Annotated in this window: 14 protein-coding genes; 8 read left to right on the top strand and 6 right to left on the bottom strand. The window is 29.1% G+C overall.

From position 1 onward, the window contains the following. Positions 1 to 3: 3 nt before the first annotated feature. Both OXH55_RS12255 and OXH55_RS12250 read right to left on the bottom strand, forming a co-directional pair. Positions 4 to 654, bottom strand: coding sequence for an HAD family hydrolase (locus tag OXH55_RS12255; RefSeq protein WP_268050267.1), 651 nt, complete (start codon positions 652 to 654; stop codon positions 4 to 6). Positions 655 to 948: 294 nt separating this feature from the next. Next, a complete protein-coding gene (locus OXH55_RS12250) occupies positions 949 to 1,530 on the bottom strand; it encodes a DJ-1/PfpI family protein (protein ID WP_268050266.1) in 582 nt (193 codons plus the stop codon). Between the two features lie 223 nt (positions 1,531 to 1,753). On the opposite strand from OXH55_RS12250, the gene OXH55_RS12245 reads away from it, so the two are divergent. The 4 genes from OXH55_RS12245 (at position 1,754) to OXH55_RS12230 (ending at position 7,070) form a co-directional block, all read left to right on the top strand. Next, a complete protein-coding gene (locus OXH55_RS12245; RefSeq protein WP_268050265.1) occupies positions 1,754 to 3,463 on the top strand; it encodes a HAMP domain-containing methyl-accepting chemotaxis protein in 1,710 nt (569 codons plus the stop codon). Between the two features lie 240 nt (positions 3,464 to 3,703). Continuing rightward, positions 3,704 to 5,164, top strand: a complete 1,461-nt coding sequence (locus OXH55_RS12240; protein ID WP_268050264.1) for a family 14 glycosylhydrolase — start codon at positions 3,704 to 3,706, stop codon at positions 5,162 to 5,164. Between the two features lie 329 nt (positions 5,165 to 5,493). Further along, on the top strand, positions 5,494 to 6,705 hold the full coding sequence (locus OXH55_RS12235; protein ID WP_268050263.1) for an ammonium transporter: 1,212 nt from the start codon (positions 5,494 to 5,496) through the stop codon (positions 6,703 to 6,705). Between the two features lie 14 nt (positions 6,706 to 6,719). After that, positions 6,720 to 7,070 carry a P-II family nitrogen regulator gene (locus OXH55_RS12230; RefSeq protein ID WP_272509057.1) on the top strand — a complete coding sequence of 117 codons (351 nt, stop codon included), beginning with the start codon at positions 6,720 to 6,722 and terminating at the stop codon, positions 7,068 to 7,070. Between the two features lie 96 nt (positions 7,071 to 7,166). On the opposite strand, the gene OXH55_RS12225 is transcribed toward OXH55_RS12230, so the two are convergent. From OXH55_RS12225 to OXH55_RS12215, 3 genes are all read right to left on the bottom strand, one after another. Continuing rightward, positions 7,167 to 7,373 (bottom strand): DUF6465 family protein, encoded by a 207-nt coding sequence (locus OXH55_RS12225; protein ID WP_268050262.1) that lies wholly within the window; start codon positions 7,371 to 7,373, stop codon positions 7,167 to 7,169. 214 nt (positions 7,374 to 7,587) lie between these two features. After that, positions 7,588 to 8,958 (bottom strand): hypothetical protein, encoded by a 1,371-nt coding sequence (locus OXH55_RS12220; RefSeq protein WP_268050261.1) that lies wholly within the window; start codon positions 8,956 to 8,958, stop codon positions 7,588 to 7,590. Positions 8,959 to 8,963: 5 nt separating this feature from the next. Further along, positions 8,964 to 10,232 carry a GGDEF domain-containing response regulator gene (locus OXH55_RS12215; RefSeq protein ID WP_268050260.1) on the bottom strand — a complete coding sequence of 423 codons (1,269 nt, stop codon included), beginning with the start codon at positions 10,230 to 10,232 and terminating at the stop codon, positions 8,964 to 8,966. 210 nt (positions 10,233 to 10,442) lie between these two features. Between OXH55_RS12215 and addB the strand changes: the two genes are divergently transcribed. The 4 genes from addB (at position 10,443) to OXH55_RS12195 (ending at position 20,474) form a co-directional block, all read left to right on the top strand. Next, entirely contained in the window at positions 10,443 to 13,898 is a 3,456-nt protein-coding gene (addB, locus tag OXH55_RS12210) for a helicase-exonuclease AddAB subunit AddB (protein WP_268050259.1), read from the top strand. Further along, positions 13,899 to 17,624: a helicase-exonuclease AddAB subunit AddA gene (addA, locus tag OXH55_RS12205; protein WP_268050258.1), complete on the top strand. Its 3,726-nt coding sequence runs from the start codon at positions 13,899 to 13,901 to the stop codon at positions 17,622 to 17,624. A 15-nt stretch (positions 17,625 to 17,639) separates the two neighbouring features. Further along, positions 17,640 to 18,608 carry a 3'-5' exoribonuclease YhaM family protein gene (locus tag OXH55_RS12200; RefSeq protein WP_268050257.1) on the top strand — a complete coding sequence of 323 codons (969 nt, stop codon included), beginning with the start codon at positions 17,640 to 17,642 and terminating at the stop codon, positions 18,606 to 18,608. A 324-nt stretch (positions 18,609 to 18,932) separates the two neighbouring features. Then, positions 18,933 to 20,474 (top strand): phosphohexomutase domain-containing protein, encoded by a 1,542-nt coding sequence (locus tag OXH55_RS12195; protein ID WP_268050256.1) that lies wholly within the window; start codon positions 18,933 to 18,935, stop codon positions 20,472 to 20,474. Positions 20,475 to 20,523: 49 nt separating this feature from the next. Here the strand turns inward: OXH55_RS12195 and OXH55_RS12190 are convergent, their stop codons facing one another. Continuing rightward, positions 20,524 to 22,860, bottom strand: coding sequence for a helix-turn-helix transcriptional regulator (locus tag OXH55_RS12190; RefSeq protein ID WP_268050255.1), 2,337 nt, complete (start codon positions 22,858 to 22,860; stop codon positions 20,524 to 20,526). Positions 22,861 to 23,070: the final 210 nt, after the last annotated feature.

Raw genomic sequence — 23,070 nt, 5'->3', positions numbered from 1 at the left:
TTTTTATTTTAATAACTCCAATAAATCGTCAATAGATTCAGCATAATATGTAGGTTCAGCTTTTTTAAATTCTTCAGTTGTTCCATATCCGTAAGTAACAGCAATTGAATCCAAGCCGTTTTGTCTTGCACCTAAAATATCATGTTTTCGATCGCCTACCATGACTATGTTTTTTTTAGAGATATTTGGTAATGTTGATAATACAAAATTAATGACTTCAGATTTTGAAGTTCTCGTACCATCTAGATTACTTCCAACTATTGATGAAAAATATTGGGATAGGTTAAAGTGGTCTAATATCTTCTTTGCAAAAACTGTAGGTTTTGATGTTGCAATTATTAATGTTTTATTTAATTTTTTCAATTCTTCTAGTAATTCTGGGAGCTTAGGATATACAGCATTTTCAAAAATTCCTTGTTTTGAAAAATATTCACGAAAGTGTTTTACAGCTTCATTTGCTTTTGTTTCATCAAACAAATAAAACTCTTGAAATGAATCTAACAGAGGTGGTCCAATAAATTTTTCAAGGTCATCTAGATTTTCTACCATAATATCATACTTTGATAACGAATATTGAACAGATTTTGCTATACCTAGTTTTGAATCAGTCACAGTTCCATCCAAATCAAATAAAATTACATCATATTTTGACATATTTTATATTCTCCTTTGCTAAAATTATTAATAAAAGAAAATCAGTGAGTGTATTTCTCTTAATTTTATAAATTGTGTATTATGTTTTATAGTATTCTAACACTATAAATACTATCATATAACACAAACAAAATATACCAAATAATCCTATAATATATAAGGTGATTTAAATAATATTTCTTAACATGGTAAATCTGCAGTGTTTAACAAATTAGCTTATATTATCTGCTGTTTTTATAAAAAAACTGAACCTTTTAAATATAAAAAGTTCAGCTTTTGAAAGTATATTCAGTTCTATAAAGTAATTTTTGTCCCTAATACATCTAAAAATTTAGACAGCCATTGAGAATGAGCTGGCCAAGCTGGTGCTGTAACTAAATTATCATCTACATATGCCTCTTCAACACTAATAGGTACATATTTGCCACCAACACAATTTATGTCTGATCCTATTGCAGGGTAAGCAGAACAACTTTTATCTTTAAGGACATCAGCTGCAATTAATACTTGTATTCCATGACAAATTGCTGCAATAGGTTTGTTTTCGGTGGCAAAATGCTGTACAATTTCTAACACTCTTTTATTAAGACGAATATATTCTGGAGCACGTCCACCAGGAATTACTAAAGCATCGTAATCTTTAGGGTCTATTTCGTCAAAAGTAGCATTTAATTGGAAATTATGGCCAGGTTTTTCACTATATGTTTGAGCTCCTTCAAAATCATGAATTGCTGTTTTTACTATAAAACCAACTTTTTTATCAGGACAAACAGCGTGAACTACATGTCCAACCATTTGTAAAGCCTGAAAAGGTACCATTACCTCGTAGTCTTCTACATAATCACCAACTAACATTAATATTTTTTTTGCAGCCATATAAAACACCTCTTTATAATATAATTAAAATTTTATATTTAATTATATTAATGAAAATGTAAATATATGAAAAACTAAATTCTATAAAATGTGAGGATAAGAAGACTAACTATTAGATATTGGATTTAAAGGTTGTTTTTTTTTGTTGTTGCAAGTCGAATTGGAATATATTAGAATGTGATTAGGAGAAATATGTTTAAATATCAAATGTAGGGGGAAAATGATGAAATTAACAATTAAGAAAAAGATTAGTATAGCATTTGTTTTATTGATTTCTATTTTTATGGGAGTTGGGGTATATTCTAACAGTACACTTAAGATGGTAAATGATCAATCTACTATTATAGCTGAAACATGGATTCCCAAAATTGAATGTTCAGAAAACGTAAACACTATGACTTCTGATTTTAGAATTTTAGAATATGAACATATAATTTCTACATCTAAAGATGAAATGGATAAAAAAGAATCTGAAATGAAAGAAAAAAATAATAGAATCATGGAATATTTAAATCAATATGAAAAATTGATTTATAATGAAGAAGATAAAAAATTATTTAATACAGTTAAAACAGAGTGGCAAACATATTTAGAATTAAACAACAATATGATATCTTTAAGCAGAGAATTAAAAACAGAAGAAGCAATGGAAATAATGAATAGTGAATCAAAAAAAGCCTTTGATACTGCATCTAATGCATTATTAGAATTGGTTAATTTTAATGAGCAACAAGCAGAAGAAGCAAGTAAAGATGGAGATAAAGCTTATGCTCATGCTCAAACAATACTTATAATTAGTATTGTAATAGCATGTATATTTGCTGTAGCAGCAGGGGTATTTATTGGGAAAAGTATTTTGAAACCTATAGACATATTGAAAAAAGAATTAGAAATATTAGCCGAAAGAGGAGGAGATTTAACTCAAGAAATTAAAATTTCTTCTAATGATGAAATTGGTGAGCTTGCAAATGTAGTAAATAAATTTTTATCAAATCTTAGAACAATAATGATAGAAGTAAATAGTAATACTAATAATACTGCAAATATTGTAGAGTTAATTAAAAGTTCTATGACAGAATTAAATCAACAAGTAGAAGAGGTGCGTCATACTACTGGACAGATGTCTGTAAGTATGGAGGAAACAGCATCTTCCACAGAGGAAATGAATGCTACATCAGAAGAAATAACACAAGCTGTAAATTCTATTGCTAAGAAAGCTCAAGAGGGAGCAAGTTATATTAAAGAAATAAGTGGACGAGCAACTGATTTGAAATCAAATGCATTAGCATCCAAACAGGAGGCTGATGAAATATATGAAAATACAAAAATAAAATTAGAAAAGGCAATAGAAGAATCTAAAGCTGTAGAGCAGATTAATACGCTTTCAGATGCTATATTGCAGATATCTTCTCAGACTAATTTGTTAGCACTGAATGCAGCAATTGAAGCAGCAAGAGCAGGGGAAGCTGGAAAAGGTTTCTCAGTGGTTGCAGATGAGATAAGAAAATTAGCAGAACAATCTAATGAAACTGTATCAGAAATACAAAAAGTTACAAATATTGTAATATGTTCAGTTGAAAACCTTTCAGGTGGTTCTGAAGAAGTTTTAAAATTTATAGATAATAAAGTAACAAAAGATTATGAGGGATTGGTTAATACAGGAGAGCTATATAATCAAGATGCTAACTCTGTAAGTGTTTTAATGAATGATTTTAATTCTACAGCTGACGAATTAGCAGTTTCTGTTGAAAATGCTATGAAGGCAATTAATGAAATAACAAATGCTACAAATGAAGGTGTAAAAAATACGACAAGTATTGCAGAAAAAGCTGTAGTTGTTGCTGAAAAATCTGATAATGTAATTAAGGAGACAGAAGAGTCAAAAGAAAGTATAGATAAACTTTTAGAAGTTGTATCAAAATTTAAAATTTAATTTTAATACTGAAGCATGGCTTACTAACAAAATTAAGCCATGCTTTTATTTGATAAATTGTCAATACACGCTATATAAAACTTTACAATTTTAAAAATAAATGGTATATTTTATGTTAAATATATGTTTTAATATTAATTTATGTAAATGTGTGTTTTTATTGTAATTCATACAAAAATAATAAATTCAATATATTTTTATTGAGTTTTTATTAAAAATTAAATAAAAGGAGAGGGGTTTATGCTTAAAACACAGCTAAAAAAAAGATTGAAAACGTATGAAAGGAGGAATATTAAAAGAATAGGTAGTTTGTGTCTTTCTTTTTTGATTGCCGGTATGTTTGGTGTAACAAAACCTATAGATGTACATGCAAAATCATATAAAGAAGATTTCACTGCAAATGTAATGGCACCACTACATGTTAATGATTGGGGACAATTTGAAAATGAGCTAAATATGGCAAAAGACATGGGTGTTAATGCAGTTAGTGTAGATGTTTGGTGGGGTGATGTAGAAAAACAAGAAGATAATCAATTTGATTGGAATTATTATGACAGAGTATTTAAAGAAATTAAGGATGCAGGACTACAGATTGTTCCTATTATGTCTTTTCATCAATGTGGTGGAAATGTGGGAGATGATTATACTGCATATCTTCCAAGTTGGGTATGGCGTAAATATCATGGAAAGAACTATTTAGGTAGAACATTGGATTGGGATGATTTAAAATATGAAAGTGAATTAGGAAATACATCTGCTGAATATTTATCATTGTGGATTGATGATTTGGTTAAGAATGAATATGTGGATTTTATGAATTCTTTTGAAGATCATTATGCTTTTTATGCAAACGATTTCGCAGAATTAAACGTAAGTTGCGGAGCATCAGGAGAACTTCGATATCCATCATATAATGCACATGATGCAAATAATACTTACAGTGGATTTCCAAACAAAGGATATTTTCAATGTTATTCTAATTTAGCACAGGATGATTTTAGAAAGTCTATATTAGAAAAATATAATAATTTAGAAGGTGTAAATGCTGCATGGGGAATTAATTTAACAGATGATTCACAAATAACACCTCCTACAGATGGAGCAAACTTTATTTATGGTTCTGGTAGAGCTTATTTAGATTCACAATATGGAAGAGATTTTATTGAATGGTATAACAATGAATTGGTTAATCATGGAAGGAATATGATTAAATATGCAGAACAAGCATTTGATGATGAATTATCTAACGTGCAATTAGGAATTAAAATTCCAGGTGTTCATTGGCAAATTGATAATTCTAATTATCCAAGAACGGCAGAAATTAATGCTGGGCTTATTAATACAGATTTCAGTAAAGAAAATGGATATGGATACAAGTCTATTATGCAAATGGTAAAAGAATTTAATGGCAAAGTTACATTACATTTTACTTGCTTAGAAATGAATGATAGAAACGGTGATACAACATCAGCAGCAAAAACATTAGTTGCTTGGGTAGGTGATGCTGCACACGATAATGGAGTGGAAATAAAAGGTGAAAATGGTTTGAGTGGCGGAAATGATAGTCAGACATTTTGGAATAATATCAATGATGCAATAGACAACCATTATTATAATGGAATTACTATTTTAAGATTAAATGATGCTGTTTATGGAGATTCAAATAAATATTATCGTGATTTAATCAATAAGAATGAGTAGGTACAATTGAAATGAATAAAGCTTAAAGTTTTAAACAGGAATTAGAAGTTGAGATACTTTTAATTCCTCTTTGTTTTTAGAGTACTTATCCCTATAGATAAATAAAAAAATATTTTTAAAAAATGTAAACGATTTTTAATAAATTAACAATTGACAGCTTTAAAAAATAACAATATAATAAAATTCATAAAAATAAAATGATAAATTATTAAAATGAAATACATACAATTAATGAATTGTTAATTTGTTGTTCGGGTGGTTGTTAATTTAACAAAAATAAATTTATATTTTCAAATTTTTGGTTATTTTATTAATAGGGAGGAGATAATATGGAAATGAATTATGTTTTAAATTCAATGTGGGTTTTAGTTGCTGCGATACTGGTATTTTTGATGCATGCTGGTTTTGCGATGGTAGAAGTAGGTTTCACACAATCTAAAAATGCAGTTAACATCATTATGAAAAACTTTATTACGGTTTCTATTGGAGTAATTGGATTTTTTGTTGTAGGATATGGGATTATGTATGGGAAGAATTTTTTCAATTTATTTGGAACCGATGGATTTATGCTTGTTAATGTTCCAAAAACTTATGCTGGAATTTCTTTTGAAGTATTCTTTTTCTTTCAAGCAATTTTTGCAGCTACTTGTGCCACTATTGTTTCAGGAGCTATGGCAGAAAGAACAAAATTTACTTCATATATTATTTTCTGCATTGTTTCCACTACTTTAATTTATCCACTGATTGGTCATTGGATTTGGGGAGATGGATTTTTAGGTCAATTAGGATTTAGAGATTTTGCTGGAGGTACTGCTGTTCATGCGGTAGGTGGATTTGCAGCTTTTGTAGGTGCTAAATTGGTAGGAGCAAGAGATGGAAAATATAAAAAAGGAAAAGTCAATGCAATTCCTGGACATAATATTCCTTTGGGAGCTTTGGGGGTTTTAATTTTATGGTTTGGTTGGTTTGGGTTCAATCCAGGAAGTACCTTAGATATTACTTCACCAAGTACTTCCCATGCGGCTATTACAACTTTATTGGGCGGGGCAGCAGCAACAAGTTCAAGTTTGATTTTTAGTACTTTTAGATATAAAAAACCTGATGCAGGTCTTACTTTGAATGGTGCCTTAGCAGGGCTGGTAGGAGTGACTGCAGGAGCTTCTATGATTTCTTATATTGGTGCAATTGTGATTGGGTTGATTGCTGGAATTGTTATGATTTTATCTGTTGAATATATAGATACAAAGCTGCGAATAGATGATCCAGTAGGTGCTATTTCGGTTCATGGTGTATGTGGAACTCTTGGAACTATTGCTGTTGGCTTATTTGCAATAGATGAAGGATTATTATATGGTGGAGGATTTAAGCTATTAGGAATTCAAATATTAGGAGTTTTAATATGTGCAGCTACAGTTATTTTACTTTCTTATATTACTTTTATCAGTATTAAAAAGACAGTAGGGCTTAGAGTCGAACCACATGAAGAAATCTATGGATTAGACACTATTGAGCATGGTATTTCAGCATACATTGATTTATAAAAGGGGGCTTTTATATGAATGAAAAAATCACAAAAATCGATATAATTGCTAGAAGCAATAAGTTTGAAGATTTAAAAGAAGCTTTAAATAAAATTGGAATAACAGGTATGACAGTTACACAGGTTTTAGGGTGTGGAACACAAAAAGGGGTTACAGAATATTATAGAGGAGTTCCTTATGAAATTAATTTGTTGCCAAAGGTAAAGATAGAAATTGTAGTCTGTGAAGTTCCTGCTGAGCTGGTTATTGAAACAGCTAAAAAAGTGCTTAATACAGGAAATGTTGGAGATGGAAAAATCTTTGTTTATGATGTATCAAATGTTATAAGAATTCGAACTGGAGAAGAAGGAAAAAATGCTCTTTAAAGATTTTGTTTTTAATATACTATTTTTATATTAGATGAATAGGGAAGAGCAACTCATGGGGTATAGTTGCTCTTCTTATGTACATATTTTATTACTTTATACTTCGAATTCTCCAGATTCTTCTCTTGTAGTAGCATTTACTGTCCAGTAACATTTTTTACTTGATGGTACAAAATATAGATTTAACTTCTTAATTTCTTTGATTTTTCCTCCAGATTGTTTCCAAAGTTCTTTAAACTTGCCCAATAATTCTTTATCAGTCACATCTTGACCATCATGTTGAATACAAATTTTACTATTCAAAATATCTACGCTCCTCTCATAAATTATTTTTATAATAGTATTTATAATGTTAACTTCATTATAGGATAAATTAGTAAAATAGTAAATATATTCAATAAGTGAATGCGTTTTCAAAAAATACTCACCATTCAGTTTGGTGAGTATTTTTTTCTATAATGAGATGAAATATAAAGTAAAAATTATTTATCTTATTGGATTGTATAAGTTTTTATGTCTAACAATCTTTAATCTTTAAATAAACTTTATGTGCCGTAATATCTCCAGGATGCGCTATATATAAAGGGCCCCATGATTGATTAGCATCATGCATTATCTTCAAAATACTTAACATTCTTTGGAAAATAAAATAAATATTGGTTCCTTTTGAAAGTGCCTCTGTAACAGCAGCAGCAACTACATGAGCTGCATAGATTCCAGAAGCATAAGCGATCGATAATGGTGTTGAGGTATTTATATGGGAGCGTAATTGATTAACTATATATTCATCCTCATCATACCAATTTTGAATTTCACCTAGTTGATGATTTTCTAGACTATTCAAATTTGTGTACATTATTGTAGAGGCAACTATTTTGGCAGATTTACGTGCATCAGTAACGCTTGTTACTGTTCCTGCCAAACGAATAGTTGAAAGATCTTTATTGGTTTCATCTTCAAGGATTTTTGCCCAAGCCTCTGCACCTTTGAACTTAAGCAATCTTACAGCAGAAGCAGCCAAATATCCTCTTAAGATATCCGCTGGATGAGGATCGTTTTGAGGGCCAACATTTCTAAGAATCGGTTTACCTGTAAAAGCATAATTTAAGCCCCGAAAATAACCAATTAAACCTATCCCAGAAGCTGGACCCATATTTAGTATTCCTAAAACATCGGAAGCAGTTTCATCAATTCTAGAAGCCCAATATTCAGCTAAGTTATTTCCAAGCTCTTGTTCTTTAAGAGCATTTAAAACAGCATTTTTTAGTTCGGGTATAAGTCCAGTATCAGCATGTAAAATATCATGTCCTACAGTTTCATGAGCTAGTGCAGCCCAAGCAAGAAGACCATGCCTAGCGTTAGCTGGTGGAAGACTTACAATTGCTGCTTGTAATCCGAAAATGGAAGTAGAATCTATTGTCCAAGTATATGGTCCATATGAAGGATTTCCCCATTTAACAAGAGGAGCAAGTACACTTTTATCAGGTGGTTTTACATTTCTTCTATCTTCTGCACTTAAAAAACCATCAGTTAGGTCACTAACAACTTCCTGAAAAGCATCTGTAGCTTTTTTATGATATCCTTCACCATTTTGCAGAATGGCATGGGCTATATCAAGCATTAAACCAGCCAATCCTTGTTTTTTAGGGTCAAGCAAGAGTATCTTATTAAAATTTTCTGGTCCCATATTTTCAAGTTTCTTAATATAGGGATTAAATACTGCTTTACGATAGAGAGGAGGAAGTGCATATCGAGAAGCATCTAACCTTATTAATAATTGTTTATAATTAGTTGGATCATTTGGGCCTTGATCATTATCTAAAGCTGCATTTTTTACATCATCTATACATTTTGGAAGATTGCTAATATCAGGTTTATTTATATCCATATCCTTTATTCCTCATATTCCACTTTATTTTTGCCGTTTTCCTTAGCAGCATTCAAAAGCTTGTCAGCTTTTTTTATTAATTCTAGTACGTTTTCTTTATTAAATTCTACTACTCCTGCACTTAGTGTTATATCAGAAGCTATTCCTCTAACTCTCATATTTTCTATGTTTTCTCTAACTTGTTCTGCTAAAATATATGCAGATTTTAAATTAGTGTCAGGAAGTATTGCTAAAAATTGTTTTCCAGCATATCTTCCTAAAATACCTGTTTCTTTAAATTGTTCTTTTAACTTATTACTTATTTCTATTAAGATTTTATCCCCAGCTTCTAGGCTGTAATTATCATTTATTGATTTAAAGTTATCTATGTCAAACATCACTATAGAAAGTTCTTTATCGCCTCGTGCTGCTATTTTTATTTCTTCTTCTAAGCTTTCATATAGGTATTTATAATTATATAATTCAGTTAGTTCATCTATTTTTATAAGTCTTTTTAATTCTAAATTCTTTTGTTTTAATTCATCTAGTAATAAAAATGTTCGAATATTTGCTTTTAATCTTGCCATAAAAACATTTTCGTTAAAAGGTTTAGTGATATAATCATCTACTCCAGATGATAAAATATTTGAAACTACCTTGTAATTATCTATAGAAGACATTGTAAGTATTAAGCTATATTTATATTTTTTCCTCAATTCTAGTATAACTCGTTCCCCAGAAATATTAGGTAAAATAAAATCTACTAAATATATTGAATACTCGTTAGCACTATTTAAAAGGTCATCTGGATTAGAATAATAATCAACATTAGTAATATCATTTATTTGAAATATTTTTTGTATTATTTCTAACTCTAATTTATTGTCATCTAATACAGCTATTTTAATGTTTTTTAGTTTTTTATCTATAGAATCTTTTATCTTAAATCTATTTATATTCATAAATAAATTATCAATGTTATTACTTTTCAAGATATAATCAATAACTCCTAATTCAAACATTTTTTTCTTAGACTCAATGCCGTCATTTGAAGTTAATACGATAACAGGAATACTTTTATATTTACTTTCATTTAGGCATTTTATAAAATTTTCCCCTTTTTCATCACTGAATTCCAATGCTGTTATTATTAAATCGATTCTATCATTAGCTAATATTTCAAAAGCCTCTTTAGGACTACTTACTGAAATATATCTAAAGGCTTGTTCTAGAGAAGCATTTTTCATGATTCGTCTATAAAAAGAATTATTGTCAACGTGAAGTATTGAAATCATATTTTTTCCCCCTTTATTTATGATAACTTTATATATTATTTAGCCTAAATTATACCAGTTACATGTAAATAAAACTACAAAATAACTCAAATAAATGCTTAATATCTTTCAAAACATTTCCACCATTTATGATATAATTATGCATAAGAATAAATGTTCGATAATTAGTCTAAAATGATAGATAATAAAGGCGAAGCGGGTGAATAAATTATGAGTTTAAGATTCATTTATGGTCGTTCTGGAAGTGGAAAGAGCCATTACTGTGTAGAACAGATTAAAAAGAAATTAGAAAATGGTCAGAAGAACCCCTTACTTTTAATTGTTCCTGAGCAATATTCTTTTCAAGCTGAGAAAAATATAGTTGAGAAGATTAAGGGTACTGGAATTATAAATGTAGAGGTAACTAGTTTTGAAAGAATGGCATACAAGGTTTCCAATGAAGTAGGAGGGGCTACCCGTCAACACATGGATTCTTCTGGAAAATGTATGCTTATTTTTAATATAATAAATAAAATAAGAGATGAATTCAAGGTTTTTGCTGCAGCTTCAAATCAGCAGGGATTTGTTAATACTATTTCAGATATGATAACAGAATTAAAAAGATATGATGTTAGTCCATTAGAGGTGCAAGCATCAATAAGGAAAATGGAAGAGGATGATCTCTTAAAGGATAAACTAGAGGATATAAGTAAAATTTTTAATGAGTTTGAAGATAAGCTTCACCAAAATTATATAGACAATGAAGATGATATAACCTTGCTTTATGAAAGGCTAGATTATTCACAGATGTTGAATGAAGCAGAAATATGGTTAGATGAATTTAATTCATTTACTCCTCAGCAGTATAAGATTATTGAAAAACTTATAAAAAAGGCTAAGAGAGTAAATGTAACCTTAGGGATGGAGTATGGCAGAGAGTTTGACAGCACGGATGTATTTGCACCTCTAAAAAATACAGAAGAAAGAATATTAAAAATTGCTAAAGATAACAATTTTGCTATAGAAAATCCTGTTGTTTTAAAACACAATGAAATGGATAGATTTAAGGATAGTGAAGAGATTAGATATCTTGAGGGGAATTATTTTAAATATCCATATAGGCCTTATACTCAAAAAACAAAGGATATAGAAATTATAAGGGCATTAAATCCATATTCAGAGGTGGAAAAAGTAGCAAGAGAAATAGTTGAGCTGGTTAGAGATAAAGGATTAAAATTTAGAGACATAGCTGTCATAACTAGAGATTTAAATTCATATGAAAAGATAGTAAAAACCATCTTTTATGAATATGAAATACCTTGTTTTATAGATAAGAAAAAAGAAATAGATGACAATCCACTTATTGTACTTATTACTTCTGCCATAGATATATTTAATAAAAACTGGTCCTATGAGGCTGTATTCAGATATTTAAAAACTGGGCTTATAGGTATAGATAATGATGAGATAGATATTTTAGAAAACTATGTTATAGCTTATGGAATTAGAGGAAAAAAGAAATGGCAGGAAGAGTGGTTATATGGAAGAGTAGAGGTTATAGACGAGGTAAATGAGATAAAGAAAAAAGTAGTGGCTCCTTTGATTAAGTTTTCTGATAAATTGAAAGGAAAGAAGAGTGCAAAGGAAATATGCACAGCACTATATAATTTCTTGTGTGATATAAAGGTTAATGAAACCATAGAAAACTGGGTTTACAGATTTAATGAAGAGGGAAGGCAAGAACTTGTAAATGAATATAGTCAGATTTGGAACTTAGTTATAGAGCTGCTTGATCAAATAGTAGAGGTATTCAAGGAAGAAAAACTTGAGCTAAAGGAATTTGTTAAGCTTTTACATATAGGTTTTGGAGAACATAAAATGGGACTTATACCAACTACCCTTGATGAAGTTTTAGTATCAAGTGTAGAGAGAGTTAGAAGTCATACTGTAAAGGCACTTTATATATTAGGAGTAAATGATGGTACTTTTCCAGCAGTAGCTGCTGAAGAAGGAATACTTTCAGATACCGATAGAGATAAGCTTAGAAAAATGGATATTGACCTTGCGCAGGATACAAAGTCAAAGATCTTTGAGGAGCAATTTTTAATATATAAAACATTAACCATAGCGGGAAAATGTTTAAGAGTATGCTATCCAATAGCTGATTATGAAGGTAAGGCTGTGAGACCTTCTATAATAATATCAAGATTAAAGTCACTTTTCCCTAATATAACAGAAGAAAGTGATGTAATTGAAGATATAGATGATGATAAGAGTTTGGAATTAGTATCAAGAAAAGTACCTACTTTTAATAAATTAGTATCAGTCTTGCGAAAAGATAATGATGAAGTAAAAGATAGTCCTCTTTGGAGTGATGTATATCATTTTTATAGTAGTGAAGAGGACGAAAATGAGAGTGAGAAAGTTAAAGAGGAAAGAAAGAAATGGAGAGATAAGTGTAAAACTATCTTTTCAGCAGCTTCCTATGATAATTCTGTGGATTTGATAAGTAAAGAAAAAATTAGAAAGCTATATGGGAAAAAATTATATTTTAGTGTTTCAAGATTTGAAAAATACGAGCAATGTCCCTTTGCATATTATGTTCAATATGGACTTAACGCAAAGGAAAGAAGAATTTTTAAGCTTAATCCACCGGATTTAGGTACATTTATGCACAATATTATTGATGAGTTTTCCAAGACTGTGGATAAAAATTCAATAAATTGGTTTGATATAGAGGAAGAATGGTGTATTGAAACTGTAAATAATATAGTAGATACAAAGATAAAAGAGGATGCTAGTTCAATCTTTAACAGCTCTCCACGTTATAGATATTTTACAGAGAGATTAAAAAGAGTTATTATAAAAACTCTTTTAGTTATAGTAGAGCATATGAGAAGAAGTGGATTTGAGCCTATAGGGTATGAGGTTGAGTTTGGAGATAAGGGTACTTATCCACCTATAGTTATAGAACTTTCAAATGGCGAGAAAGTTAAGCTTATTGGAAGAATAGATAGAGTAGATAAGTTGAACTTAGAAGGAAAAGATTATTATAGAATTATTGATTATAAGTCAGGAAATAAAGATTTCAACTTGTCTGATGTATACTATGGACTTCAAATTCAACTTTTGACTTACTTAGATGCAATACTAACAAATGAAGAAATAAAAGAAAAAGAGCCTATTTTACCAGGTGGAGTTTTATATTTTAAAATAGATGATCCTATAATAAGAGGAAATAGGGGAATGTCAGAAGAACAAATGGAAAAGGAAATATTGAAAGCTTTAAAAATGAAGGGACTTCTTCTTGCAGATGTAGATGTAATAAAAGAAATGGATAGAAAAATTGAAGGTTATTCTTTAATAATTCCAGCAAGAATTAATAAAGGAGATACTTTAGGAAAATCTTCTGTAGGAACAGAGGAACAGTTTAAAAATTTGAGAAATCACGTTAAAAATAATTTGGTGAAAACTTGTGAAGAAATGCTTAGTGGTGATATACAGATAAAGCCTTTCAAGGGTACAAAAACAGAAGCATGTAGCTATTGTATGTATTCTGCTGTATGTCAATTTGATGACAGTTTTGATGGAAACAAATATAAAGTTATAAATGATAAAAAAGATGAAGAAATTTGGAAAATGTTAGAGAGAGAAGATGAAGAGAAGAAAAAAGGGGAGGTGAAATAATTGGGAGATGTAAAATGGACGACAGATCAGCAGGCAGCAATAGATACTCATGGCTGTAATTTACTTGTAGCAGCTGCTGCTGGGTCTGGGAAAACTGCCGTACTTGTTGAAAGAATAATAAAAATGATAACCCACCCTACAAAGGCTATTGATATAGATAAATTATTAGTTGTAACCTTTACCAATGCAGCAGCATCAGAAATGAAGGAAAGAATAGCTAAGGCTATTAGTGAAGAATTAAAGAAGCATCCAAAGTCAAGACAACTTCAAAGACAGCTTACTCTTTTAAATAAAGCAAGCATAACTACAATGCACTCTTTTTGTCTTGAAGTTATAAGGAATAACTTTCATCACTTAGACATTGACCCTAGTTTTAGAATCGGGGACGAGACAGAAACAATTCTTTTAAAAGGGGAAACACTTGAGCAGATGTTTGAAGAAGCATACGAGGATGATAACTGCAGTATTGAATTTTTAAAGCTTATGGAATGCTATAGTAATAATAAGGATGATTTAGTTCTTCAAAATATAGTTCTTGATCTTTACAGGTTTGCCATGAGCTCACCTTATCCAAGAGAATTACTAAATCAAATGGCTGAAGACTTCAATGTAGATAAAAACTATAAGTTTACGGAATCCAAATGGGCTAAAATATTGATGGAAGACATAAGAATTGAACTTGAAGGTCTTTATAAGGCTATGAATAATGCATTAGATATTATAAGAAAAACAGAAGGATTAGACCCTTATGAAGAAACTTTTCTTGATGATGTTCGTATGATACAAGACTTATTAGCAGCTTGTGAAAAATCTTGGGATAATTTGTTTGATGAATTTGAAAAAGTAAGCTTTAAAAGATTAAAAGCATGCAAGAATTGTGAGGATAAGGATACGCAAGAGAAGGTTAAAGGTATAAGAAATAAGGCTAAAAAAAGTATTAATGATGATTTAAAAAATAAAGTTGTAATATACGGAAGTCACGAGACAACTTTAGATTTAATAGAATTATATCCCGTTATGCGTAAACTTTCTGATCTTGTAATAGAATTTATAGATAGATATGCACAGGCGAAAAGAGAAAGAGGAATTATAGATTTTAATGACTTCGAACATTTTTGCCTTCAAGTATTAACAGAAAAAAATGAGGATGACCACAGAATTCCATCTAAAACTGCTTTTAAGTTGAGAGACAAATACGATGAAATATTAGTTGATGAATATCAAGATAGTAATGAGGTTCAGGAAGCTATTGTAAATGCTATAGCTAAGAAAGATGAAGATAATGGGAAAAACAATAATGTGTTTATGGTTGGAGATGTAAAGCAAAGTATTTATCGTTTTAGACAGGCAAAACCAGAGATATTCCTTCAAAAATATAACTCTTATCCATTAGAAGAAGGAGAAACACAGAGAAAGATAACATTATTTAAGAACTTCAGAAGCAGAAAAGAAATATTAGATGCTGTTAATTTTATTTTTAAGCAGATAATGTCCGTAAATGTTGGAGAGCTTGAATATGATGAAAAGGAAGCTTTAAATCTAGGAGCAGATTATGCAGAGTGTATTGACGAAACTGTTGTAGTAGGAGGAAATATTGAACTTCATCTTTTAGAGAAAAATAAACCTACAGTTGAAGAAGGATTGAATGTTGAAGCTGAACAGGAAGAAATACCTAGCAATATCCAAATGGAAGCTAGAATAGTTGTTAAAAGGATAAATGAACTTGTGAATCCTAAAGATGGAGAAGAATTTAAGATCTTTGATAAGAATACAAAGGAGTATAGAAAGGTTGAATATAAAGATATAGTTATACTTTTAAGAAGTACAGCTAAATGGGCACCTGTATTTATGGAAGAATTAAAGGAAAATTATATACCTTCTTATGCAGATACAGGTAGTGGATATTTTGAAACCCTAGAAATTAAAACTATGCTGTCACTACTCCAGATAATTGATAATCCAAGACAGGATATTCCTCTTATTGCTGTGCTACGTTCACCTATTGCTTCTTTTACCCCTGAGGAGCTTATTGATATTAGACTTAAAGATAAGGAAGCAGAATTCTATGATGCTTTAAAAATGGCGTCAGAAGAAGATAACAGCAATATTCAAAAGAAATGTAGTTCTTTTTTAGAAAAAATTAAGATATGGAGAGATAAATCTATACATATGCCTATAGATGAATTCATATGGTATTTATATACGGATACTGGATATTATGGCTATGTAGGGGCTATGGCTGGTGGAGTTCAAAGACAGGCAAATCTTAGAATACTTTTTCAAAGAGCTAGACAGTATGAACAAACAAGCTATAAAGGATTGTTTAATTTCATAAACTTCATAAATAAGCTGAAAGTCAGCAGTGGTGATATGGGAAGTGCCAAAATATTAGGAGAAAATGAAAATGTAGTTAGAATAATGAGTATCCATAAAAGTAAAGGATTAGAATTTCCAGTTGTAATTTTATCAGCTTTAGGGAAAGGTTTTAATATGCAGGATTTAAATCAGAAGATTCTTTTCCATGGAGAGCTTGGATATGGGCCAGACTTTGTGGATATAAACAAAAGAGTTACCTACCAGACTGTTTTAAAACAAGCACTTAAAAAGAAAATTAAAATGGAAAGTCTATCAGAAGAAATGAGAATACTTTATGTAGCTTTAACAAGGGCTAAGGAAAAGCTTATAATGACAGGAGCAGTAAACAGTATTGAAAAGTGTGTACAAAAGTGGTCTTACAGTGTGGATAATGATGAAGAGAAGCTTCCAGAGTATGAAATGTTAAAGGCTAAAAATTACTTAGACTGGATTTGTCCTGTAATAATGAGACATAAAGATGGAGAAAAACTTAGAGAGACAGCAGGAATAGAAGATTATAAACTTAGTAATTTGGTTCAAGATGATTCTAAATGGGAAATAAACTTATATAGTAGAAATGAAGTTATTATTAATGAAGAAGAAGGAAACGAAGAGTTAGAAGGAGAGGAACTAGAGAAGATTACTGAGCACAGCAAATATTATGAAGAAATTAAAAGAAGATTGCAGTGGAAATATGATTATATAGAAGCCTCTAAGCTTCCAACACTGCTTACTGTTACAGAGTTAAAAAGAATGAAGGATGCAGAGCTCTATGAAGATTATTCTCAAAGAAGGTATACACCTAAGCTTGTTAAAAAACCTGCCTTTCTAGAAAAAGATAAAAAACTTACTGGAGCAGAAAAAGGTACTGCAATGCATGCTGTTATGCAAAAGATTGACTATAAGAAGGAATTAACTATACAAGAAATTAAAGTTCAAATAGCTGAGATGGTAAGAAAAGAACTTATTACTGATGAGCAAGGTGATAGTGTTGATGTAGTTAAAATATTGAACTTTTTTAATTCCAATATTGGTAAACGAATGTTAAGAGCTAAAAAAGTTTACAGAGAGATTCCTTTCCATATGCAATTAAAAGTAACAGATGTATACGAAAACCTTGATGAAGAAAAGTATAATAATGAACATATAATAATTCAAGGAATTATTGACTGCTACTTTGAAGAAGATGATGAGGTAGTACTTTTAGATTATAAAACAGATTACATTAAAGATGGCGATGTAGAAGGTATAAAAGAAAAGTATAAAGAACAGTTAGGGTACTATAAAAAAGCTATTGAGGAGATAACAGGAAAGAAAGTTAAAGAAAAATATTTGTATTTGTTTTATAATGATAGTGAAGCCAAGATATAGGAAAGGGGTTTTAAAATGGACATAGTTGTTAAAAGCATAGAAGAATTTGAAGTTAATGATAAAATAGAGGGTTATTTTATAATAAAAAGTGCAGAGTGTAGAACAGCAAGTAACAGTAAGAAATATCTGGATTTTACTATTGGTGATAAAACAGGAGAAATAAATGCAAAGTACTGGAATTACAAAGAAGGAGACGAAGAAATTTATACGCCTAATACTCTTTTAAAAGTAAGAGGTCTTGTTACAGTATGGCAGGGGAATAATCAGTTTAAAATAGATAGAATAAGAACTACAAATAAACATGACAAAGTAGATATATCTGATTTTGTTCCATCAGCGCCTAATTCTGCAGAGAATATGTATGATGAAGTTTTAAAATATATTTTAAAGATAAAAAATGATGACATAAGAAAAATAGTTGAAACTATTATAGAGCAGAATGTAGAAAAGTTGATGCACTATCCGGCTGCTAAGAGAAACCATCATGCTATAAGATCTGGACTTTTATATCATACAACTACAATGCTTAAAGCTGGAGAAAAGTTGAGTGAAATATACACTTTTATAAATACTGATTTACTTTATGGTGGAATTATACTTCATGATATGGCTAAAATTAATGAGATGGATGCTAGTGAACTTGGTATAGTAAGTGACTATACACCAGAAGGACAATTACTGGGTCATATAATAGAAGGAATTAAAAATATTGAACTAGTGGCTGATAAGGTTGGAGCAGATAGAGAAGTAACAATGTTGCTGCAGCATATGATTTTATCCCACCATTTTGAAGCGGAATATGGAAGTCCTAAAAAGCCAATGATTCCTGAAGCACAACTTCTTCATTATTTAGATATATTAGATGCTAGTCTTTACGATATGCATAAAGCACTTAATGAAACAAAAGAAGGAGAATTTTCTAATAGTATTTTCTCTTTAGATAAGAGAAGAATATATAAACCTAAAAGTTTGGATAGTAAATAATTAAATTATAAATACAAAAAAAGACGATGCAAATAGAAAAGGCATTGTCTTTTTTTGTGCTTAATTTCTTTTAAAAAAAATCATTAAAATATATACAAATATTTACATAAATAATATATAATGTATTCATACGTTGGTTTAAGTAAATAATACAATTGAAGGTTTGTAAGTAATTTAGGAGGGTTAACTTATAATGGATTTAAAAAAGATTAATTGCTTTCTTTTGGATATACTAGTTATGCATTTGCTTAAAGGATAAATTGTAGAAAAATGTAGATAAATATATTAAAATGATATTTACCTAAGTATAAGGAGGTATTAAATTTGGATATAAAGTGGGAAAAATTTAGAAATGGAACAGATATAAGAGGCGTTGCGTTAGAAGGAGTTGAAGGAGAAAGTGTTAATTTAACTGAAGAAGTGGTTAATATCATAGGAGCTTCTTTTGGAGTATGGCTGTCTAATAAAAAAAATAAAAATTTTAATGGATTAAAAATATCTGTAGGTACCGATTCTAGACTTTCAGCAGAAAAGCTTAAGAATGCGTTAATAAAGGGTCTTACTGATTTAGGGTGTGAAGTTTATGATTGTGGAATGGCATCTACTCCAGCTATGTTTATGACTACAATTTTAGAAGAATATAATTTTGATGGAGCAATTATGGTAACAGCTAGCCATCTACCTTTTAATAGAAATGGAATGAAATTTTTCACAAAGGAAGGTGGAGTTGAAAAAGAAAATATTGTAGAAGTATTATCTATAGCCGAAGAAAACGATTTCGCAAAGGTGCAAAATAAAGGCGAAGTTAAAATAATAGATTTTATTTCTGTATACTGTGACATTTTAGTAAATAAAATAAGAGAAGGAGTTAATGATCCTGTAGATAAATTAAAACCTCTTAGAGATTTTAAAATAATTGTTGATGCAGGTAATGGTGCAGGAGGATTTTTTGTAGATAAGGTTTTAAAACCTTTAGGGGCAGATACTACAGGAAGTCAATTTATTGAGCCAGATGGTAGATTTCCAAATCATATTCCTAATCCAGAAGAAAAAGAAGCTATGGCTTCTATTCAAAAGGCTGTACTTGAAAACCATGCAGATTTAGGAATTATATTTGATACAGATGTAGATCGTGCTGCTGTAGTGGATGGTGAAGGTAATGAAATTAATAGAAATCGTTTAATTGCTTTGATATCTTCTGTTATATTAGAGGAACATCCTAATTCTATTATTGTTACAGACTCTATTACATCTAATGGGTTAAAAACGTTTATTGAAGAAAGACTGGGAGGAGTTCATCATCGTTTTAAAAGAGGATATAAGAATGTTATAAATGAAGCTATTCGTTTAAATAAAGAGGGTAAAGAATGTTGCTTGGCTATAGAAACGTCAGGACATGCAGCTTTAAAAGAAAATTATTTTCTTGATGATGGGGCTTATTTAATAGCTAAAATTTTAATAAAAATGGCAAAGATTAAGCTAGAGGAAAACAAATCCTTACATAGTCTTATTAAGGAATTAGAAGAGCCACTAGAAAGCTTAGAACTTAGAATGAAGATAAAATCTGAAGACTTTAAAGCTTATGGAAACAAGATAATAGAAGATTTAGAGTCATATTGTGAAACTGAAAAAGGATGGCACATTATACCTAACAATTATGAAGGGATTCGTGTTGCATGTGATAAAGAAGTGGGAGATGGATGGTTTTTATTAAGATTATCCTTGCATGATCCTGTAATGCCTTTAAATATAGAATCTGATTCTGAAGAAGGAATAAAATTTATTTTATCAAAGTTACTAGAGTTTTTAAGTAAATATAAGCATATTGATTTTACTGCTGTAAATTCATATCTAAATTTAAAATAATAAAAAAGCATGAAACATCACACCATGTGATATGTTTCATGCTTTTTTATTAACTTATTTTATTCATTTTCCTATATTGAGATGGAGATATACCATATGTTTTTTTAAAAGCAGTGTAAAAATAATTACTATTATTATAACCAACTTTAGATGATATTTGAATAACTGGTAAGTCTGTAGTGTTTAATAAGGATTTAGCTTTATCAAATCTGCAATCAGCTATGTATTTAGAAATTGATTTACCAGCGGTATTTTTAAAAATAGATCTTAAGTAATTAGGAGATATATTAAATTGGTCAGCAAGTCCATCTATTGATAGTGATGAATTAGAAAAATTATTATGAATATATTTTTTTACATCATTTACTAGCACATTTGTTTTGTTTAGTTTTTTCTTAGTTAATTTATCAATAACGCTTTTATACAAATCTAATAACCAGAGTTTTGCATCTTCAATTGTTTCAAGGTTATTTAAATTATGAATAAAATTGTTTATATTAGCACATGAATTTTCGTTGTTTATATTATATAGATTATTAATTAATTTTTCCGAATTAATAGCTAAGTTGGTTATAGCTAATATCATATCATCATAATAATAGTTTAATATTTCATTAAACATTTTATCTAATTGAGTTTCTACTTTAGATATTTTCCCTAGTTTAATAGCTTCAAAAAGAGCACGTTCTATATTTTCATCATATTTATATTCCGTAGAAAGATCCTTAGAAATTTTATGTTCATATAATATAGCGTTTGAACCATATTTAAAGGTGTAGTTAAGATATTTATTAGCACGAGTATAAGATTTAGATATTGCAAATATATCTTTGGCAAAGTCTCCTATACTAGCCGAAAGGGAAATGTTTAAAGACTCAAATATATTATTTTGAATGTTTTTACTACAGCTTATTATGGTGTCTAATATAGTGTTATCTATTTCTTGGTTTATACTTAAAATTGCAACTATAGTATTATCCACAATTATAGTTTCAGTTTGATAGTTAGTTGAAAGTATTTCTGTTATTACGTTTTTTATTCCAAATCTAATCAATCGCCTATCAGTTTTAGTGGAATATTTATCATAGAGTTTTTTTACAAAATCAATTTTAAAAACTACAACAATAAGATTCCCCATATCTATTTTAATGTCTAATTCATTAAATTTAGCATTGTAATCAATTACATTTTTTGCATCATTTACTAGTAGATCTTTTAAGAATCTTTTTCTGATAAAAACTATCTCTTCCAGTGATAATCTTTGTAGGCTAGCAGGTTGAGATAATATATCATCTATTGCATCTGATAAGTATTCTAGTTCATTTTTAGTTTTAGAGTTTGTAGAATTATTATTTAAGGCATTAGTAGATTTCATACGATTTACTATTTTATTTATTGGAGCATATATCTTATTGGACATAATATATGCAAGTATAATTCCAAGTAAAAATAAAATTAAAGCTACAAAAAATAATGAATTCATTACTTCTTTTGTCTTTCCTAATAAATCCTCATAAGGAATAATATTTATAAATTTTAAGTTGGTATTTTTTGAAGTTGTATAGGTAATAAAATAAGTTTTATTATCTATAGAACTAGTAAAATTATCTTTTAATTTATGTGAGTTAAGTATAGATTTTATGTGAATTTTACTAGAAATATTACATAAAAACTTAGTAGGATTAGAATCTAAAACTACTTCTCCTTTAGTATTGATTGCAAATAGAGTATTATCAATTTCATAGTTTTGTTTAAAATATTTTCCAAGCATATCAGCATTAATATTTAAAATAATTGCTCCATCAGGAAGCTTATTATTAGAACTAGCAACATTAGATAAAAATATAGAAAGAATATTTTTAGTTATTGTTTTACCTTCTTTGGATGTAATCGTTATTTTGTTGGGAATAAAATTAGAGCTAAAGGTTTCTTTAGTATTTAAAAGTAGAGTTTCCATTGTATTTTCATAGTTGGGCTGTAATTTTATATCTAAGGAAGAATAAAAACAGTTATTAGCTTTATTGTAAATATAAATAGAATCTATGTTAGATGATATTGAACTTATGTCCTTTAGCTTAGTTAGTCCAGCTTTCTTTAGTTCTGGAGAGGTGGTGTACATTAAATTATGAATATCATTATCAAGATATAGTTCGTAAAGAAAAGATTTAGACCAATTTAAATTAAAGTTAGTATAATAATCTGCTTGGTGCAAAGTTTTTGTTGAAGTATCAATCCCTTGTTTAATAATTAGTTTTTTATAATTTGTATAAAAAGTTAATGAAGCTATAAATAAAATAACAGAAATGATAATTAAATATGAACTTATAAGTTTTGTAAATGTACTGTTTAAATTAAATTTTACAAATATATCTTTTTTTATTTTCATTTTATCACCTTTCTAAGAATAGTAGATTAGTTAATAAATTTATTTCAATAAAATAGGCTTGGATCCAGTAATTGTAATAAAAACAAGGATTTATACAGTAGTATGATTTAAATAATTTATTAATATTCAAATAGTAAAAGTATTTAAAATTTAAACAAATAGTAAAAGTTTACAAATTGAAATATTCAGAATGTTTTGTATAATATAAAC

Origin of the sequence: Clostridium ganghwense (assembly GCF_026735165.1) — a bacterium.
Taxonomy (GTDB): Bacteria; Bacillota; Clostridia; order Clostridiales; family Clostridiaceae; genus Clostridium_H; species Clostridium_H ganghwense.
This window is presented reverse-complemented; position numbering and strand designations above follow the sequence as displayed.

Bases quoted from the DNA above. Each gene is read 5' to 3' on its own strand.
- OXH55_RS12255 (WP_268050267.1), bottom strand. From the start codon at position 654: ATGTCAAAATATGATGTAATTTTATTTGATTTGGATGGAACTGTGACT.
- OXH55_RS12250 (WP_268050266.1), bottom strand. From the start codon at position 1,530: ATGGCTGCAAAAAAAATATTAATGTTAGTTGGTGATTATGTAGAAGAC.
- OXH55_RS12245 (WP_268050265.1), top strand. From the start codon at position 1,754: ATGAAATTAACAATTAAGAAAAAGATTAGTATAGCATTTGTTTTATTG.
- OXH55_RS12240 (WP_268050264.1), top strand. From the start codon at position 3,704: ATGCTTAAAACACAGCTAAAAAAAAGATTGAAAACGTATGAAAGGAGG.
- OXH55_RS12235 (WP_268050263.1), top strand. From the start codon at position 5,494: ATGGAAATGAATTATGTTTTAAATTCAATGTGGGTTTTAGTTGCTGCG.
- OXH55_RS12230 (WP_272509057.1), top strand. From the start codon at position 6,720: ATGAATGAAAAAATCACAAAAATCGATATAATTGCTAGAAGCAATAAG.
- OXH55_RS12220 (WP_268050261.1), bottom strand. From the start codon at position 8,958: ATGGATATAAATAAACCTGATATTAGCAATCTTCCAAAATGTATAGAT.
- OXH55_RS12215 (WP_268050260.1), bottom strand. From the start codon at position 10,232: ATGATTTCAATACTTCACGTTGACAATAATTCTTTTTATAGACGAATC.
- addB (WP_268050259.1), top strand. From the start codon at position 10,443: ATGAGTTTAAGATTCATTTATGGTCGTTCTGGAAGTGGAAAGAGCCAT.
- OXH55_RS12200 (WP_268050257.1), top strand. From the start codon at position 17,640: ATGGACATAGTTGTTAAAAGCATAGAAGAATTTGAAGTTAATGATAAA.
- OXH55_RS12190 (WP_268050255.1), bottom strand. From the start codon at position 22,860: ATGAAAATAAAAAAAGATATATTTGTAAAATTTAATTTAAACAGTACA.